The organism is Flavobacterium alkalisoli, from assembly GCF_008000935.1.
Lineage (GTDB): Bacteria > Bacteroidota > Bacteroidia > Flavobacteriales > Flavobacteriaceae > Flavobacterium > Flavobacterium alkalisoli.
Genome location: NZ_CP042831.1, coordinates 3,564,465 through 3,580,298 on the forward strand (window position 1 = coordinate 3,564,465; position 15,834 = coordinate 3,580,298).

General features: G+C 42.2%; 22 protein-coding genes. 4 read left to right on the forward strand and 18 right to left on the reverse strand.

Annotated elements, in window-relative coordinates; translation table 11 throughout:
* The 18 genes from FUA48_RS16035 to FUA48_RS16115 are packed head-to-tail and all read right to left on the reverse strand — an operon-like array spanning position 1 to position 10,565.
* Positions 1 to 489 carry a hypothetical protein gene (locus tag FUA48_RS16035; RefSeq protein WP_147584469.1) on the reverse strand — a complete coding sequence of 163 codons (489 nt, stop codon included), beginning with the start codon at positions 487 to 489 and terminating at the stop codon, positions 1 to 3.
* Positions 479 to 1,321: a nucleotidyltransferase gene (locus tag FUA48_RS16040; RefSeq protein WP_147584470.1), complete on the reverse strand. Its 843-nt coding sequence runs from the start codon at positions 1,319 to 1,321 to the stop codon at positions 479 to 481. Before FUA48_RS16040 ends, FUA48_RS16035 begins: the two co-directional genes overlap by 11 nt.
* 2 nt (positions 1,322 to 1,323) lie before the next feature.
* Complete coding sequence (locus FUA48_RS16045; RefSeq protein ID WP_147584471.1) at positions 1,324 to 1,626, reverse strand: hypothetical protein; 303 nt, start codon at positions 1,624 to 1,626, stop codon at positions 1,324 to 1,326.
* Positions 1,595 to 2,164, reverse strand: a complete 570-nt coding sequence (locus FUA48_RS16050; RefSeq protein WP_147584472.1) for a phage holin family protein — start codon at positions 2,162 to 2,164, stop codon at positions 1,595 to 1,597. The genes FUA48_RS16045 and FUA48_RS16050 overlap by 32 nt, the downstream gene beginning before the upstream one ends.
* Positions 2,161 to 2,445 carry a hypothetical protein gene (locus FUA48_RS16055; protein ID WP_147584473.1) on the reverse strand — a complete coding sequence of 95 codons (285 nt, stop codon included), beginning with the start codon at positions 2,443 to 2,445 and terminating at the stop codon, positions 2,161 to 2,163. Before FUA48_RS16055 ends, FUA48_RS16050 begins: the two co-directional genes overlap by 4 nt.
* 2 nt (positions 2,446 to 2,447) lie before the next feature.
* A complete protein-coding gene (locus FUA48_RS16060) occupies positions 2,448 to 2,636 on the reverse strand; it encodes a hypothetical protein (RefSeq protein WP_147584474.1) in 189 nt (62 codons plus the stop codon).
* The gene (locus tag FUA48_RS16065; RefSeq protein WP_147584475.1) at positions 2,636 to 3,160 is read right to left on the reverse strand and encodes a hypothetical protein; all 525 of its coding nucleotides are present in this window, start codon (positions 3,158 to 3,160) and stop codon (positions 2,636 to 2,638) included. Before FUA48_RS16065 ends, FUA48_RS16060 begins: the two co-directional genes overlap by 1 nt.
* A complete protein-coding gene (locus FUA48_RS16070; RefSeq protein WP_147584476.1) occupies positions 3,161 to 3,745 on the reverse strand; it encodes a hypothetical protein in 585 nt (194 codons plus the stop codon).
* Positions 3,742 to 4,068 carry a M15 family metallopeptidase gene (locus FUA48_RS16075; protein ID WP_147584477.1) on the reverse strand — a complete coding sequence of 109 codons (327 nt, stop codon included), beginning with the start codon at positions 4,066 to 4,068 and terminating at the stop codon, positions 3,742 to 3,744. Before FUA48_RS16075 ends, FUA48_RS16070 begins: the two co-directional genes overlap by 4 nt.
* Positions 4,065 to 5,060 (reverse strand): hypothetical protein, encoded by a 996-nt coding sequence (locus FUA48_RS16080; protein ID WP_147584478.1) that lies wholly within the window; start codon positions 5,058 to 5,060, stop codon positions 4,065 to 4,067. Before FUA48_RS16080 ends, FUA48_RS16075 begins: the two co-directional genes overlap by 4 nt.
* The gene (locus tag FUA48_RS16085; RefSeq protein WP_147584479.1) at positions 5,060 to 5,650 is read right to left on the reverse strand and encodes a DUF6046 domain-containing protein; all 591 of its coding nucleotides are present in this window, start codon (positions 5,648 to 5,650) and stop codon (positions 5,060 to 5,062) included. Before FUA48_RS16085 ends, FUA48_RS16080 begins: the two co-directional genes overlap by 1 nt.
* Entirely contained in the window at positions 5,647 to 5,796 is a 150-nt protein-coding gene (locus FUA48_RS18440; protein ID WP_168197003.1) for a hypothetical protein, read from the reverse strand. The genes FUA48_RS16085 and FUA48_RS18440 overlap by 4 nt, the downstream gene beginning before the upstream one ends.
* A gap of 44 nt (positions 5,797 to 5,840) precedes the next feature.
* Complete coding sequence (locus tag FUA48_RS16090; protein ID WP_147584480.1) at positions 5,841 to 6,227, reverse strand: hypothetical protein; 387 nt, start codon at positions 6,225 to 6,227, stop codon at positions 5,841 to 5,843.
* 11 nt (positions 6,228 to 6,238) lie between these two features.
* The gene (locus tag FUA48_RS16095) at positions 6,239 to 6,655 is read right to left on the reverse strand and encodes a hypothetical protein (RefSeq protein ID WP_147584481.1); all 417 of its coding nucleotides are present in this window, start codon (positions 6,653 to 6,655) and stop codon (positions 6,239 to 6,241) included.
* Complete coding sequence (locus FUA48_RS16100) at positions 6,655 to 7,899, reverse strand: DUF2586 family protein (protein ID WP_147584482.1); 1,245 nt, start codon at positions 7,897 to 7,899, stop codon at positions 6,655 to 6,657. The genes FUA48_RS16095 and FUA48_RS16100 overlap by 1 nt, the downstream gene beginning before the upstream one ends.
* A gap of 9 nt (positions 7,900 to 7,908) precedes the next feature.
* Positions 7,909 to 8,322 carry a hypothetical protein gene (locus FUA48_RS16105; RefSeq protein WP_147584483.1) on the reverse strand — a complete coding sequence of 138 codons (414 nt, stop codon included), beginning with the start codon at positions 8,320 to 8,322 and terminating at the stop codon, positions 7,909 to 7,911.
* Positions 8,323 to 8,336: 14 nt separating this feature from the next.
* A complete protein-coding gene (locus FUA48_RS16110) occupies positions 8,337 to 9,422 on the reverse strand; it encodes a hypothetical protein (protein WP_147584484.1) in 1,086 nt (361 codons plus the stop codon).
* 6 nt (positions 9,423 to 9,428) lie between these two features.
* The gene (locus tag FUA48_RS16115) at positions 9,429 to 10,565 is read right to left on the reverse strand and encodes a head maturation protease, ClpP-related (RefSeq protein WP_147584485.1); all 1,137 of its coding nucleotides are present in this window, start codon (positions 10,563 to 10,565) and stop codon (positions 9,429 to 9,431) included.
* A gap of 156 nt (positions 10,566 to 10,721) precedes the next feature.
* Between FUA48_RS16115 and FUA48_RS16120 the strand changes: the two genes are divergently transcribed.
* From FUA48_RS16120 to FUA48_RS16135, 4 genes are read left to right on the forward strand one after another with little or no spacing between them, the layout of a single operon-like run.
* Positions 10,722 to 11,159 (forward strand): DUF1804 family protein, encoded by a 438-nt coding sequence (locus FUA48_RS16120; protein ID WP_147584486.1) that lies wholly within the window; start codon positions 10,722 to 10,724, stop codon positions 11,157 to 11,159.
* Positions 11,156 to 12,727: a hypothetical protein gene (locus FUA48_RS16125; RefSeq protein WP_205729420.1), complete on the forward strand. Its 1,572-nt coding sequence runs from the start codon at positions 11,156 to 11,158 to the stop codon at positions 12,725 to 12,727. Before FUA48_RS16120 ends, FUA48_RS16125 begins: the two co-directional genes overlap by 4 nt.
* Positions 12,727 to 13,176 carry a phage protein Gp36 family protein gene (locus tag FUA48_RS16130; RefSeq protein WP_147584487.1) on the forward strand — a complete coding sequence of 150 codons (450 nt, stop codon included), beginning with the start codon at positions 12,727 to 12,729 and terminating at the stop codon, positions 13,174 to 13,176. The genes FUA48_RS16125 and FUA48_RS16130 overlap by 1 nt, the downstream gene beginning before the upstream one ends.
* 60 nt (positions 13,177 to 13,236) lie before the next feature.
* Positions 13,237 to 15,762, forward strand: coding sequence for a phage portal protein family protein (locus FUA48_RS16135; RefSeq protein ID WP_147584488.1), 2,526 nt, complete (start codon positions 13,237 to 13,239; stop codon positions 15,760 to 15,762).
* Positions 15,763 to 15,834: the final 72 nt, after the last annotated feature.

The following is a 15,834-nucleotide window of genomic DNA, read 5'->3' on the forward strand; positions in this document are numbered from 1 at the left end:
TTATTCGCTTATTACTAAAATTGTATATCTTTTCCCGCCTGCTTTATAAAAGCGTATATGTGCATTTACACTGTGCAGGCTGTTATCATAAACCTCCTGAGGCACATAAACAATAAAATCTAATCCGGTATCGCCCGTTTCTCCTTCAGTATATAACCAAAGGAAATCCTCCTCTGTTTCACTGCCTATATATTCATCCTGTTGTTCTGCCTCGGTATAAATTACGGCCGTTTCATTAATCTGGCCATTCGTTATATATATGCGCCTTAACACCGTATCAAACTTATCGTTTAGAGACTTCCTGAGATAACATACCTGCCCGTTATGGTTAAGCTTGTAAATGTTCTCCTTTCTTAATTGAAACCAGTTATAATACACTGTTTCAATAGGCTTTAAAAGCACGGATAAAAACCTGATATTTTTAAGCTTCCGCTTATTAATAGGTAGTTCATTAATAAGCAGCAATAGGAAGTTTACATCAAACCACATACGTAATATTATCAAACGTTACTACTTCAAAATATCCTGACTCCGGTATCGTTGCTATGTTTAACGGCTGAAGGTCGCCATAGCCTGCCGTCTCTGCATCAATCCACGAGGTCTCAGCGTTTAATATTGTAGCATCAATCACTCCCGGAACAACCTGCAACCTGTCAATTAAATGGTTAAGGCGAAGCTCCCCGTTAAATGGCAACTCCTTCATGTATGCCTGTATCGCTTCATTAACCGGGTTGTTTCCGTTTAGTATGCTTATGCCATTAGCATCCAGTACAAGCGCATCACGTTTAACCTGTATTGATAGGTAAAGCCTGTCCGGCAGGAAGTTTATAATCTCAAGGTCAACACCTGCCCATTTAACCTCCTCCATATAAGCTTCAAAAGCTTCTTTTTGCTCAAGGGGTATTGGGGCAAGAACCCCGTTTTCTTCGCCCGCTATTTTAATAATTACCGTACTGCTGTCTTCAGCTTCATTAACGGCACAGTACTTTACAACTTTAGCCGCTTCTATTTGCTCATCCGTTGCCCCTGTAGTATCAAAATAGTCATGGTCTGTAACTAAATCAAAGCCATATAAAAAAGCTAATGCCATAGTTCTGTACCACGGCAGTCGGCCTGACTTTTGGTTAAATAAGGTAGTGGCCACTTCTGCATCGTGCGTATCAAACAGATTTTCCATAGTTCCTATTGATACCGCCACTATATAAGTAAACAGCCTAAACATGGCCGTTGCACTTGTTGACGTAAACACTAATGATAAAACACTATCATTAGCGATGGCCAACAACATTTCATTTTGTATTTCAGATATCTGTCTTGCCATAATTATGATACTATAAAAGTTGAACCTATTATCATATAATCTATACCATCCGGTTCGCTTGGTATCTGTTCCAGAGTAGCAGCTGTCGCTATAAGTTGGTTGTACTTCACAAAGTTGTTTACAATCTCAGGCTTCTTAAATTTGCTGTCCGGGATAGTTAATATTTGTCCCGGAACAAGAGCTGAAGTTATTGACAGGTTGTTAGCCAGAGCCAATTCAAAAACTGCCTGAGCATTGCCAAGCTCCTGAACCGCTATATCAAAAAGGCTTTGATTATTGGATATTGTCACCGTTTTTTGTGCCATCAAACTCAAACCATTTGTTAAACTTCCTTAGTACTACTCCGTGCAGGCCTTTTGCTTCAGCATAGCCCAACGCTGATAAATTTTCCAAATAAGATATAACCATCTGAAACACGATGCCTACAAACACAATGTAGTATAGCCATCCGAATGGGTTAATCTCAAATCCTACTATTACTTTTGACTCCATCTTTGAGGCAAAGGTGTACAGCAGTGCAAGTATCTGTATATACACGCCAATCTTTAAAAACATCCTACCCAGCTTGCGGCTCTGGATGCGCTCACCCTTCTTCTTTAAAGCGACCTTTATGCCTGTTTGAAACTCAGCAGCGCACAGCCAAACAAAAGCTCCCACAACCATGATATCAAGCCCCAAAGAACCCTCTATAAACTCTCTTATTGTGCCAAGCGACACTATTAAAGGGAGTGTTACTTTTAGGTTCTTCATGTAAAACAGCTTAAACACCGTTGTACACAGGTCGTTTGTATTGGCATAACCAAAACCTTTAAGCAGGTAATTTAAATGCTCTATAAGCTTCATACTTTTATGATAAGATTATTAAAATCATTACTGATTTCAGGGTTAGCGTAACCATCCATCTGTAATTGTAATGTAAGGTCACGTACAAATTTTTGTTTGCTTGCGGTTGATTTCTTGAGATACTTTGACGCTCCAAAACCAACTAAAGGAAATTGTTTATACTCTCCCGGATGCGCTAAAAAAATACAGTTAACGTGCTGTTGGTCACTTTGTATTATAGCAAAGTCCCCGTTTTCAGTCATCAGGTCAAAGTTTTCGTCCAGGGCTATATCCTTATTCATGTTTATTCTACTTTACCGTTTAATAGCGCACCGCCGTTAGATGGGCAAAGACCCACAACAGTACCGCTCTTAACATACACCTCAATAGCATCGGCCAACTGCTGTGCAACTGTCTCAACGTTGCTACTGGTGGTAGGGTTATTAAATATGGTTATCAAGGTTTGAATTAATGTTGGTTTGTCTAATCCCATTACTCTATCAGTATTTTATTAAGTTTGGTTTTGTTAGTGTCAGTTATGCTCTGTTTTATTTGTGTTATCACCGGAACATTAGGCGTTACACCCACAGAAACAACTATCTTGTTAACCTCGTCGCATAAAGCTCCGAATCCGTCCTGAAATTGGTTTAAAACCGTTTTAAGGTTCTCTCCCTGATTGGTTATCCTTACACCTTCTTCCTGAAGGTCAAAAACAAGCGCACCAATTTTTACATTTATCGTTTCGACTTCTGAGCAGGCCAGTAAGAAAGCTTCGCTAACATCATTCTCAATAATAGCACACAATACTTCGCTACCAACCTTCGGAACAACTTTAAACTTATTGGCCTGCTCCTCATCGATAATTGCATGAAAGCGCACATCTAACAAGTCCGGCAGGTCTGTCCGGGAAACATCTAAAACATTATCCCGTACCTCTTTTACAGTTCCGGACACTACCGTCATAATAAGCTGCTTCTTTACAAGAGCTTCAACGGCCTGCTTAAAAGTCTCTAACATTTAAAACTGTTTTAAAGTCTTTTTAAAATCCCTGTATTTCTTATACAGCCATCTTACTATTACTACCGCAATGAGAACCAGTATCGCTGCCCACCAGTACGACCATAAGCTCACAGGTTCACTATGTACAAACTTATTGTCGCTTTCCTGCTTAATCTCGGTAGAACCTTCGCTCTCAAAATCTGAAGCTTTGGCCACATCATTTTGTTTTTGAGTCTGCTCTTTGGCCGTCTCTGTAGATGCTTCCTTTTTGGTAGTTTCTTCCTTAGAGTTTGTCAGCTCTACTTCAGCATTTGTAAAGACTGTTTTACGGCCTTCAGGGTCTTCCACTGTCATTGGCTTATCCTTATCGATTGGGGTAAGCTTAACACCGGATGCAGTCACTGTACTTTGCGTATTGCTTTCTGATGCTTGCGTTTTTTCAGTATTCTTTTCTTCAGACGATCTGTCTGTTTCCGTTTGGCTCAGGCTACTTTTTTGCTCTTGGTTAAGCTCAAGTTCCTGACTCTCTTTGGCCACTTGCCGGGTTTTACATCCGTACATAATGAACACGGCCATGAAGGATAATACTATTAACTTTTTCATGGCTTCATTTCAAAATGGTTAGCATCCCAACCCCAGTCATACCCGGCAACGTTATCCGGGTGCAGTGATTTCCATTTTTCTGCAAGAGGCTTGTAAGGCTCTCTTTGGGATTGATAAACACCATTAACAAACAGGTTAAGGTCTATTGCAAGTTTGTCCTGATGTCTGCTGTGTGTTGTTTTAGTCAGCCCTTTTTTCAGGTATATTTGTTGTTGTTCCTCAGTTCTTAACAGTTCGCCTGCTGTAAGCTCGTAACCGTTCTCATAAGCCCAAAGAATCAAGAGGGCGACATTTTTTAAGAATATACTTTGCTTTTTTCTCATAACTTCATTCCTAATGTATTGGTTCTTTTAAATCCGTCATTGCCATTAAAATCAATAGTAACGGCCTCTATCAAGTATTTACCCGCACGCTCACTATTCTCATAGTTAGGGTCGGTAATAAAAACACCGTCTCCGGGTTTGGTTCGTGGTACTCCCCATGTTGGAATACTTCCTCTGTAGCCGTCAAAGCTCAGGGACTTGTATGTCTTTTCGGTTAGGTTCTTCAGCTCGTCAAGTGTCTTGTTGGTAAAATGCAGTGTGCGCACAGCTCCAAGCTTATCGCCAAAGTCATAGGTTAAACGGCCGCCTTTCCTGTTGAGGGATATTCCTTTGAGTAGTACTCGTATATCCTCTTTTCTCAGGAACTTGAGTTCGTTAGCCTCATTAGCCCTTACATTGCGGTTTATGTTTACCTGATGTACCGCTATGGGTGCAACATCAATCATAAACCCAACAGTAAGCACACCGCTTTTAAAGTAACTGTGCAGGCCGTAACTGGATTTTAAACCCTCAAGTATTTTGTATGCTGAGGCATTGGACAAAGTGAACTTTCCGAGGTTAATGTCATCAATAACATTATAAGTATAACCCGGAGCAATGTATTTTAAAAGCTGTAGGAGCGTTACATTAGGGAACACCTTTGTATAACTGGTGCGCTTTAAATGCCACATTTCGTCCTCACAGTCAATTTCGAGCGGTATGTCAGCCCCAATGGAGCTGACAACACCCGAAAACTCCTCCTCATTGTCTCCGTCATAACCCAATTTAATGCTAACGGCATCACCTGCCTTAATGAACTCGGTAATGTTCTTTCGGGCAATCGACTCAACGCTCCCGTTAACAATGGCCGAGTTGTATTCACGTGGCAGGATGATTTTAGCCGTTTTTGTCTGGTTCTTTATACTTTGTTCAATGTGTATGTTGTTAACCCTGTCAAACCTTACATTCCCTATCGTAACCTCGCAGGTCATGTTATAAAACAGATAGTTCATTATGCGTTGGGATTTATAAGGGTAAACGTCACTGGCTCAATACTGCGGGCTATAAGCATGTACTGCATTGTATCTTCAAAACCCTGAACCGGGTTGAACTCTATATCTGTGAAGTATATCGTTTTAATATCTTTATCAAAGAACTGTGTACCTACTACATCTACAACATTGTTGTACTTAAACAGGCGGTAAAGCCTTTTTATCAGGTCTTCAGGATATGTCCTGTTTTTAACGTCTATCAGTAAGCCCCGCATCCGGATATCGAAGGGTCTGGTACCCCACCGCTCTATAACTAAGTTATCTGTACCGTTGACTTGCGTTTCTATCAAGTCCTTTTGCTGTGTGAAACTTATTAATGGCGGTGGAGCAAGTAACCCGTCAAAATCTTTAGCGTTTAGCATATCGCCAAACTTTACACTGTCTGACTCATACAGGAACTCTATATCTTCAAAGCTTCCTTCGCTTTCCGGATAGGTTACAAGACTATAGTCGTTAGTAACCCTTGCCTGAGAGGGGAGCTTAGTTGTTGCTAAGAACCCAAAAGCGGCAGCATACCTGCCGCTTAATGAAATAATCAGTTCCTGTGTCATAACAAATCTCCTGTCATTTTGTTACCTAATATTCCTTTTTCGGCTAAGAACTGAACCTGAGCCCACTTCTCAGCCCACTGCGTGTCGCTTAATTCTTCAGGGAAAGGGATATGTAAGAAGTGCGATATCATTGCATCTATCTTCATTATGGTATCCTTTGTATCGCTGAAGTTTAAGCCGGAGCAGTCGCTTAGAACTTTTTTACCCTACCGTCTCTAATTGGTATTAGCTCTGCAACTAATGAAACGGTAGTCATAAATAAAGCGTCATCGGCCAGTACTTCTTCAAGGTGTGTTTTTACACACTGCTTAATTAATATTTCCTGCGCTTTTTTAGGGTTAATGTCGATGTACTTCATGTACTGCGACATTGTAGCCCTGTCCGGAACTATAGCCACTACGTCATAGTACTCGGCTCCCGTATCACTTACAGGCACTTCAAGTATTCTTAACTTGTCAGCACCGTAAGCAGTTATAAATGCGCTTCTTTGTTCCGGGGTTATTGCCGGAGACTTGCATAAGCTTACAGCTTTTGCAGCTTTTTCAATTTTTGTTTCCTGAGGATTTGTTCCTGTCATAACTTTAATTATTAAATTGGGTTATTGTGGTCTATATCTAAAACAAACAGAGTGTATTGCTTATTTAAGCCCATATCTCCTGTTACATCACGGCCTTGGTTCTGGAACTTGGCCACGATGGTATCATTCACCGGAACGTTAAACTCGTTAATGAAAGTCACGTTAATATCAAAAGGAGCGATATTAAGAAGGTTACCGCCTGCCGCCTGTTCTACAGGCACGATATCATGCATCATTACCGTCATTGTAGCCGTTGGCGTTATCTTACCTCTTGACCATGAAGTCGCTTTAGACTTCAATGTATGGTTAAGCTGATGCTCCTGCTCGGTGTCGTATGTTATTTCCACCACTTCAATAGATACACCGTTAAAAGTTACTTCCACGTCCGCACTATCGTACGCCTTTCTATTTCTGATTACTGTAGACATTATGCTATATTTGTTCTGAGGTTAGACGTTCCTGTTATCTCCCCGATAGTGCCGTAAGGAACTATTACGTAAGAGGTTTTTAATACCTTTTCTGTCACAAGGTCACTGTTTGGGTCTACAAACATTTCCCCGGCAGAAATTTCTTTCCTGCGTACCATTCCGGCATACACTTCATCACCAAGCCCTTTAAAGTACTTTAGCACCCCAACAGGCAGTTTACCCGTTGCCGGGTCAACCGGATAAGACTTTTTAACCTTTGGCAGTAATGCCGTCCTTAAAAGCCTTATACTCTTATCGTGAGTACGGCCATAAGCGATAGTGTGCTGATTGATATTGCCTTCTGCATCCTCAATAATCTCCACACATACGTGGTCATTATTCCACCTTACACCCTCCATACCTGAGTAAACAAAACCGAATATATAACCCTTGTTTTCAAGTGTCTGAAGGTCACTAAACACCTCCTCAATTTTCTGATGAGATGAAAGCCCAGGAGTAAGCCATGTTCCAAGAGTGGCAGAGGTAAGATTAAAATCCTCGTTGTCTCCGATGTTTTGCTCAACCCTTGCCTTAGAGACTGTACCCAGTGCAGTACCCACATCTGCAAATTTTCGTGCATTGTCGGTTTTAGTGTCTGCATGGTCATAGTCCTGACCGATTACAATACTAACCTTAGGAGCTGCCACATTCTCAATTGCTCTTAAATCGGCTGCGGCTGCGGCTGCGCCTGTGTAGCTGTAGCCCTCAAGAACAATATTTAAAGGGAAGTGGTTGTTATACGCCCAGTCTGCTAAAGCCTGAGCTTTAGGGATTGAGTTGTACACGTCATCCGGAAGACCGTTAAGGGGAACTATTTCGCCTACAGGGTTTACAGCTATTGCCAACTGTCTTACCTCTCCTTTGGCAGCGATAAGCAACTGTTTTGCTTTATCGGCATCCTCCAGTATTTCTGCAATGGTAGTGGCCGCAGGCACAAGCATAACATAAAGCTTTTGGCCTTCTCCTGCCATTCTGTAAAACTCCTTCAGGTGGCGTGTTGCGTTTACGTTATTAGTTGCATCAAAGGCTGCTGTAAATCCGGCAGACGCTACATCTACCGAATTGAACAGCGTTTTAACCTCCCCGTGAACAGTTGTATCAGTTGCAGCACAGGCAATAATAATGGCCGAAATACCGTCGCTTGCATTAAGCGTATTTGCTCCAACCTGACCGTTGGATATTCCTACTCCGTCTAAATTTGCCATATCTTACTATTATTGCGCGTTTGTATTGTCTTGTGCCGGGTCTTTTACAGGCTCTTTAGCAGGTTCCGTACCCGGAGCCTCAAGCTCTTTTATTCTTGCCTCAAGGGCATCCTGAACAGTTTTCCTGTCATCTCCTTCAAACTCTTTAAGAGCTTCCAGAGTCTCAGCTGCTTTAATCGCCTTAACAGTTTTTGCAACGTTGGGGCGGTCTGGCTGTTCCTGCGCCTTAGAAGATTCTGTCTCCGTTACTACCGAAGCTTTAGGTATCTCGGTAATGTCTTCAGCCTTTTTAACACTGTTACGCGCTAAATTGCTGCTCGTAAAAAATTCCCCTCTATCATTAATGTAAAGAGTTTTTACTGTAGGGTTGGCCTTAAATATATTAGCGGCCAACGCCTTGTTTTTATCAGTTAACTTTGCCATATTTTTTATATGTTTTAAACGTCTGCTGAAAGAATAGCACCCTGTGCCCTTGTCTTACGCGGCAGAACGATGTAGTTATGACGAACGTTGTACAACCAAGCATGGTTCTGGGTTGTAGGCTCATCAGTATAGTTTTTAGTAGAACCCGCAGCTCTGAACATATCCGGAGCATAGAAGGATACAGTTGCCTGTACATCACCTGCAACCACCGCAGCCCCAAAGCTCTTTTTAGTAAGAGTGGCCAAAGTGTAATAAGGCATATCCACGTACATAAATGTCAGGAAGCCACAAAGGCGGGTGTTAAGTAATCCTGCATCATCGTGAGCAAGGTGGTCAGTCGACTTATTTGCATTGATACACTCAATAAGTAAATCATTGTAATGGTCTGATGTCAAAACCAACACGCGTTTAGCTAAAGGAATCTTTTTGCTGTCGTATTGTTTTTTATGGTCTACAAGGTCTTTCATTATCAGACGTTTCCTTCCGGTACCATCATCCGGGCCACTTGTAACAAGAACAGGCGTTGTTGCAGTTTCGGCAGCAGGCCCTAAAGCATGAACCGCCTTATTGTGCTTGGTGTCCATAATGGCGTTTTTGTGCTTCTCCTGTACAAGGCGTATCTTGTCGTATGCGATGTACTGAATCTCTAAATCACTAACCCTCGTAGCTTTGGTTGTGAAAGAGTCCAGAGATATAGGGATATCGTTATCGGTCTGGTCTGCAAAGCCAATAGGGTACGTGGTATTGTTTATTAGTACCTCCGGGTCAGCTCCTACATCAACCAAATGGATCACTTCGTTTTCGCCCCTTGTAGCTACCACGTGCCTTGACTCATCCGGGATAAGGTTAAGGAAGCTTGCAGCTTCTGCATCCCTGAAGTCCTGAACAAGTACATCCGTCCAAATCTCTTGATTAAGACCTTCCTGAGCGATACCTCTGAAGAACATAGGGTCTATAAACTGTACACCCGTACCGCCCGCAAAGACAACAAAGGCGATTACTGCCGGGTTACACCCCACTAAAGGGCTAAAGAACATCCCCGCCACAATAGCAAGCAGGAGGTTCATTAAAATTGCTGAGATTGATAATTTACGCTTCATATATAATTACTGATTTTTAAAAGGTTTATTGAACTTTGCCTGATACAGCTCACCGAATGACTCCGGGTTCTTTTGCGCCAATGCCTCAAGCTCCTGTGGTGCTTCTTTTTGGTACTTATCCCAATCCCAACCCTCACGAGCTGCGGTTGTATCAGAACCGGAACCACCTCCTTTAACCTGAGAGCTTAGCGGGGTTCTTTTACCCAGACCCTCAAGAACCGTCTCAAGTGCCTGTATACCTGAAGCCTTGCCAATGCTTTCGTAAGTCTCTCTTTGAGCTGCCGTAAACTTACCCGCAGCCTGACCTGCATCAAGCATGTTTTTTATTTGAGTATCCCTTTGTTCGTTCAGGGTTTTCTCAAGGGTTTCATACTTTGTTTTTTCGGCCTGTAGATTGCTTTGCAGCGTGGCCGTCTTGTTGTTAAAATGGTCTTCAATAGCCTGAATGACCGCTGTGTCAGATGATTGTTCATTTACGCCAACCAGTCCGAACTTAGCAATTACATCTTTTTTCATTTCTAAAGGGTTTTTATTGTCGTTATTATTGTTGTTGTCATTCCCGGCCAATAGTGCGGCAAATGAGTTAAAAGTCGTTGTAAGGTTGTCTGTGGGGTTCTCAACCTCGGTAGTAGTTGTTACTGGCTCAATGATATCATCTATAAGCTTAGCCTCTTTTGCCTGTTCAGCATTAAACCAATTATCACCTACAAGCAGCTCTTTTGCCTGCTTTTCGGTCATGCCTGTTTTAGCGATAAGCTTTTTGGTGAAGTTCTTTTCAATAGAGCGTAACAGGTCGGCGTTTGACTCATGCTTCTTAGCGTCTCCCCAAGTGTACCCTGAAGGCGCGTGTATCATTAAAAAGCCGTTTTCAACCATATACACCTTGCGAGCGGCCAGAGTAAGTATAGCAGCCATAGAAGCGGCCACCCCGTCTATGTAGATATCGCAGGGAGATTTAGCGGTAAGGATTGAGTTGTACATGAGATTGCCGTCAAAGACAGAACCGCCATTACAGTGTAAGTGAATATCTATTACCGGGAACGTGCCGTCAATCCTTGAAAAAACATCAAGAAAGTAAGTGCCGTCTCCTTCCCAAATAGTCCCGTAAACAAAAATCTGATTGCCTTTAACTTTAATAATCATGTGTTGGTGTTTGCTTTAAATCTTAGGCAAACATCGCCCGAAAAAACATGCTGTAAAAACAATCCTGAAAGGGTTGCGATTTTCTCTGAAAGGGTTGCAAACATTTGATTTTAAAAGGGTTTAGTTTTGGAGCTTTGCTCCAAAACCACGCGCAATATGAGTGTACTTTCCAATGAGAAAAAAAGGGCGTTAGCCGAAAGGATGTTTATAAACGAAGGAATGAGCTGCAAAGAGATTTCCATTCAGATTGATGTGTCAGAACAGACCCTGAGCAGGTGGCGCAAAGGCAGAACCGGAGAAAAGGACTGGGACAACCGAAGGGCTGAGGTTATAAGCGCACCGCACGTAATCAAAGAAATATTACTCAAGGAGCTGAAGCTCGTAGCAGAAGGCGAAAAGCCTAATGTAGATGCAGACGCACTGGCTAAGATATCAAAGGTACTGGAAACAGTTTCCGGAAAAGTGTCTGTACAGGTGGTTTTAAGTGTTTTTCAGGAGTTCGACAACTGGATGGCAAGTCAAGAACCGGAGGTGGCTGTATCATTCCTTGAGTGGCACAAAAGGTTTATTTTATATAAAGCATCAGTAGAATGATAGACAAGAAGTATGAGAAGCTCATAAAGCAATATGAGCAGCATTGCACACGTATTGAGCAGGCAACATTTATAAATATACATGAGAACCCGGCAGACAAAAACAGGCGTATTAAAGAGCTTGAGAAAGAGTATGTCGACTGGTTTGAGTGGTATTTCCCTATGTATGCAAAATCTAAGTGCGCAAAGTTCCACAGAAAGCTTGCCAAATTAATTATCGAAAATGACATCATAAGCTTACTGGCCGAGATATATCGTTCGGGCGCAAAGTCAGTTCATATTGACATGGGTATCCCTTTATTCTTATATGTTACCAAGCGATTAAAATTCATGCTGCTTATAGGGAAGACCGACCAAAAATCAAAGAAACTTATAGCAGACATCCAAGCTCAGCTACAATACAACCAAAGATTTATAAACGACTATGGCCGTAAGTTTAAATATGGCGATTGGAGTTCCGGAGACTTTACAACTTCAGATGGGGTAAAATTCATGTGCCTGAGTATAGGACAAGACCCAAGAGGTTTAAGAGTAGGTGCGGAACGTCCGGATTATATTGCAGTGGATGACGTAGACTCTAAAAAACGATGTAAAAATGACAAGCTCAGCCGTGAAGCTTACGAGTGGGTATGGGAAGACTTACAGGGCTGTTTTGACGAAGGAGCTAAAAGACGAAGGTTCATTGTTGCTAATAATAATTTTCATCCAAACACAATTATAAATCAGGCCAAGAAAGAGTTTAAGAACATCATAGCAAAAGCTAAGGAAGCAGGCCGCCCAATACGTCATTTTATCGTATCGGTTAAAGCAGTTAAAGACCTTATAAGCTTTGAACCTTCATGGCCTGAAAAAACCTCGGCAGAGTATTGGAGACAAAAGTTTGATGAAACACCGGAACGAAGCTTCAAACGAGAGTATATGCATGAGCATGTTCAGGACGGGGAAATTTTTAAAAATGAACACCTAAGGTACAAGCCACGCTTAAAGTTACGGGAATATGACGGACTTGTTTTTTACGGTGACTTATCGTATAAGGACAACGGAGATTTTAAGTCGTTAGTCCTTGTGGGTAAAAAAGGAAGGGAATACCACAGGCTATTAGTTTTCTGCCGCAGAACCTCAAGAACCAACGCAGCAAAATGGCTCTATGATATGTACGAAAAGCACAATTTAGAAAACTACAATATAAGGTATTACATAGAGGGTCTATTTGCTATGGATGAGTTTGTAAATGACTTTGATACGGAGGGCGACTTACGAGGATATCATATACCTGTAGTGGCAGACAAAAAAAGCAAGACCGACAAGTTTGACAGGATTGAGTCAATGCAGGGAATATTTGAGAGAGGTAATATGTACACCAGTACCGAGATTCAGGAAGACCCGGACAGCAAAACCTTAGATGACCAACTGTTAGCTTTTGAGAAAGGAAGTACCGCTAATGATGACGGCCCCGACTCCTTACAATCTGCAATAGCTAAACTAAACGCTGTCACTTATGTGGACGGATTTGAGACACGTACAACATCAAGGAGAGATATTATTAACCGCAGCAAAAACCGATACTAATGGCAAGATTTTTAAACGATACCGATTATACAGCAATAGTGCGTAACGAGATTAAAGCAGCACTACTAAGCAATTATAACGATGCAAAGCTTCACACGGCCGAGAACATGGCCGTGTCACAGATTAAGAAATATATAGCAGGTAAACATCCGGTTGACAAGGTATTTGTAAACTATGACTCAAACGACCCCGGAGCGACAGACGGCAGGGATGCGTACATAGTAATGCTCACTATAGACCTTACACTTTACCACCTGTACTCATCTACCGCACCTAACCTAATACCCAAACACAGGAGTGAGCGGTACGGCGATGCTCTGGAATGGTTAAAAGGTGTAGCTAAAGGCGACTTTGTGCCTGACCTGCCCTTGTACGAAAACGAGTCCGGAGACGAAATGATAAATATTAAAATCAGGAGCGCACGACAAAGTGAAGACCAAAAGTGGTAACACATAACCTTTAAAACACCTTTAAAACGCATTTTTAACGCAATAACACATCAAAACAGCATGAAGATATTAGGTAGAGAGTTTTCATTCGGCACAGGCCGTAAAAACACGTCCGCACCTCAGGCAGCAAAAACAAGCGGCCGGGAACGTGTGAGCGATGCCGACAGGCGTATTATAGATAAGCTTGTAAAACAGTACTCCGACCGCTCCCGGAAAGATATACAAAAGTGGCGTAACGCTATCAAGTATGCCGAACATCCTGAGAAGCCCAGAAGGGATGCATTACAGGACTTGTACAATGACCTGAAGACAGACGGCCATTATAAAGCTCAGGTACGCATGCGTAAGTATGCTACCCTTAATACTGACTTCTCAGTAAAGAATAACAACGGAGACGTAAACGAGGAAGCCACCAAGTTCTTAAACTCGGCTTGGTTCTATGACTTTACATCCAAGGCACTGGACTCGATACTCTATGGAACCACCCTTATTGAGTTCTTAGCATTTAGTCAAAAGAAAGCGGAATTTAAGCTTATACCGAGGCGAAATGTGGTACCGGAACTCAAAGCGGTTTTTCCTGACCTTACAAAAGATGATTTCATAAAGTATGATGACCCGTATTATGAAAACTGGCTAATTGAGATTACCGACACAGAGACAGAGCTTGGCCTTATGAACGATATCGTGCCGAACCTTATCTGGAAGCGTAACGTTTCACAGTCGTGGGCAGAGTTCTGTGAGAAATTCGGTTTACCTCTTATTACGGCCACCACAAACTCAACAGACCCGAAGGTAATAGACAAGGTAGATTATATGCTTCAACAACTCGGGGAAGCTTCTACCGGGGTTTTCCCTATAGGTACCACTATCGACTTTAAGGAGTCTAACCGTACCGATGCCTTTCAGGTGTACAATGAGTTTATCAAAATGAATAAGACGGAAATCTCAACTGCTATCGTAGGAGGAAACATGATAACCGAGAACGGCTCATCACGAAGCCAGAGCGAAGTACATGAGCGTAACCTTGACGATAAGATTGCAGTAGCCGACAAGCGTTTTGTAACCTTTTTGGTAAACGATCAGTTGATTCCGCTTTTAATCAATCAGGGCTATTCGATATTTAAAGACGGAGATGTTCTTGAGTATGACCAGAGCCACAACCTTGAGCTTGATAAGTTTTGGACTATCGTGAACGGAATGATTGAAAAGGATTATGAGCCGGACATGGACTGGCTTTCTAAAACGTTTAGCGTTCCGCTTATCGGTAAAAAAAAAAGCTCCTTTAACACCGTAGCGATGCACGAGAGCATTTACCAGAACCTAAACCTGCCACAGTATCCGGATAAGTGTTGCGACGAACATATGTTTGCCGTTAACAAAAAGCTTCAGGATGCCATAAAGCAGCACCACGATAAGCTCACTCAGGAAGTATGGGAAAACAAAGACACTCTAAGCACAGAGGCGCAGCTCATGGCCGACGAAGGACTTGCATTCCTTAATGGCCTGCATGAAGGTTGGGGCAAAAGAAGAATGGAAGCCGGATGGAATGAGCCAGACCATTTAGCCCTGAGCATGATGGAGTACAACCTTTTTGAGTTTGCAGAAGGTAAGACTGAGGCAAGACTGGCCACGCTATCAAACCTGCTTATCAATAAGGACAAAGCACAGATAAGGAGCTTTGATGAATTTAAGGCAGAGGCTGCAAAGCTCGCAGACAACTTTAACGGCAACTGGCTTGAGACAGAGTATAACCTTTCGGTAGCTACCGGGCAAACGTCAGCAGCTTATTTAAGGTTCTTGGCCGAGAAGGACACGGTTACATCATTTGTACAGTATCAGACTGCCGGAGATGATAGGGTACGTGCGGAACACCAAGCCCTTGACGGTAAAATATTCTCACTGGACGACAAAGAAGCCATGAGGTTATGGCCGCCTAATAGTTACGGCTGCCGTTGTGAGATGGTACAGTACTTAGGTAAAACAGAAGGTAAAGTAACAGCCGGGAATGCTGCAAAAAAACTGTTAGGCGACAAATTTACCGACTCTAAGTTTGACATCAACCGGGGCGACCTGAAGGAGGTATTTACCAAAGCGCAGCAGTATGCTAAAATGGACGGCAAGAAGATAACTAAAATGACCTATGAGAAGGCGTACAACCTGCCTGCCTTTAAGGACATGAAGTCCCTACCTAAAGCAGAGCTTGACAAGAGCATCACGCCTGACAATGTTGGTGAACTGTTTAAAGAATCTGTAAAAGGTTTAATGGGATTTGAAGACTATTTAAAAAGGAAAACAGTACTAACCAAAAAGAACTTTAAAACTCACACTTCAGGCAAGTACGTAAAGGCAGACGAAAACAGGCATCAGCTATTCCCGCTTGTAAAGGATGTGCTTTTATCTCCGGATGAAGTGTGGTTAAAGCCACAGGCCAAACAAACAATGTATGTACGCTTCTTTGAAAACTTTGTAATGGTAGTGCCTGTAAATGCAGGTAACAGATACAACGAAGTAGGTACATGGTTTAAAATGAAGGTTGGCGAGGAGATAATCAGAAGCGGTATTTTAATACATAAAAATAGGCTTTAAATCGCCTGCTCTTAGAGATATTCTCAGGGTTGCGAATGCATTAACCCTAATATTAACCAGCACGATTTAAAG

Bases quoted from the DNA above. Each gene is read 5' to 3' on its own strand.
- FUA48_RS16075 (WP_147584477.1), bottom strand. From the start codon at position 4,068: ATGAGAAAAAAGCAAAGTATATTCTTAAAAAATGTCGCCCTCTTGATT.
- FUA48_RS16135 (WP_147584488.1), top strand. From the start codon at position 13,237: ATGAAGATATTAGGTAGAGAGTTTTCATTCGGCACAGGCCGTAAAAAC.
- FUA48_RS16125 (WP_205729420.1), top strand. From the start codon at position 11,156: ATGATAGACAAGAAGTATGAGAAGCTCATAAAGCAATATGAGCAGCAT.
- FUA48_RS18440 (WP_168197003.1), bottom strand. From the start codon at position 5,796: ATGAAGATAGATGCAATGATATCGCACTTCTTACATATCCCTTTCCCT.
- FUA48_RS16080 (WP_147584478.1), bottom strand. From the start codon at position 5,060: ATGAACTATCTGTTTTATAACATGACCTGCGAGGTTACGATAGGGAAT.
- FUA48_RS16035 (WP_147584469.1), bottom strand. From the start codon at position 489: ATGTGGTTTGATGTAAACTTCCTATTGCTGCTTATTAATGAACTACCT.
- FUA48_RS16085 (WP_147584479.1), bottom strand. From the start codon at position 5,650: ATGACACAGGAACTGATTATTTCATTAAGCGGCAGGTATGCTGCCGCT.
- FUA48_RS16060 (WP_147584474.1), bottom strand. From the start codon at position 2,636: ATGGGATTAGACAAACCAACATTAATTCAAACCTTGATAACCATATTT.
- FUA48_RS16095 (WP_147584481.1), bottom strand. From the start codon at position 6,655: ATGTCTACAGTAATCAGAAATAGAAAGGCGTACGATAGTGCGGACGTG.
- FUA48_RS16090 (WP_147584480.1), bottom strand. From the start codon at position 6,227: ATGACAGGAACAAATCCTCAGGAAACAAAAATTGAAAAAGCTGCAAAA.
- FUA48_RS16045 (WP_147584471.1), bottom strand. From the start codon at position 1,626: ATGGCACAAAAAACGGTGACAATATCCAATAATCAAAGCCTTTTTGAT.
- FUA48_RS16100 (WP_147584482.1), bottom strand. From the start codon at position 7,899: ATGGCAAATTTAGACGGAGTAGGAATATCCAACGGTCAGGTTGGAGCA.
- FUA48_RS16110 (WP_147584484.1), bottom strand. From the start codon at position 9,422: ATGAAGCGTAAATTATCAATCTCAGCAATTTTAATGAACCTCCTGCTT.
- FUA48_RS16055 (WP_147584473.1), bottom strand. From the start codon at position 2,445: ATGAATAAGGATATAGCCCTGGACGAAAACTTTGACCTGATGACTGAA.
- FUA48_RS16050 (WP_147584472.1), bottom strand. From the start codon at position 2,164: ATGAAGCTTATAGAGCATTTAAATTACCTGCTTAAAGGTTTTGGTTAT.
- FUA48_RS16070 (WP_147584476.1), bottom strand. From the start codon at position 3,745: ATGAAAAAGTTAATAGTATTATCCTTCATGGCCGTGTTCATTATGTAC.
- FUA48_RS16065 (WP_147584475.1), bottom strand. From the start codon at position 3,160: ATGTTAGAGACTTTTAAGCAGGCCGTTGAAGCTCTTGTAAAGAAGCAG.
- FUA48_RS16105 (WP_147584483.1), bottom strand. From the start codon at position 8,322: ATGGCAAAGTTAACTGATAAAAACAAGGCGTTGGCCGCTAATATATTT.
- FUA48_RS16115 (WP_147584485.1), bottom strand. From the start codon at position 10,565: ATGATTATTAAAGTTAAAGGCAATCAGATTTTTGTTTACGGGACTATT.
- FUA48_RS16130 (WP_147584487.1), top strand. From the start codon at position 12,727: ATGGCAAGATTTTTAAACGATACCGATTATACAGCAATAGTGCGTAAC.
- FUA48_RS16040 (WP_147584470.1), bottom strand. From the start codon at position 1,321: ATGGCAAGACAGATATCTGAAATACAAAATGAAATGTTGTTGGCCATC.
- FUA48_RS16120 (WP_147584486.1), top strand. From the start codon at position 10,722: ATGAGTGTACTTTCCAATGAGAAAAAAAGGGCGTTAGCCGAAAGGATG.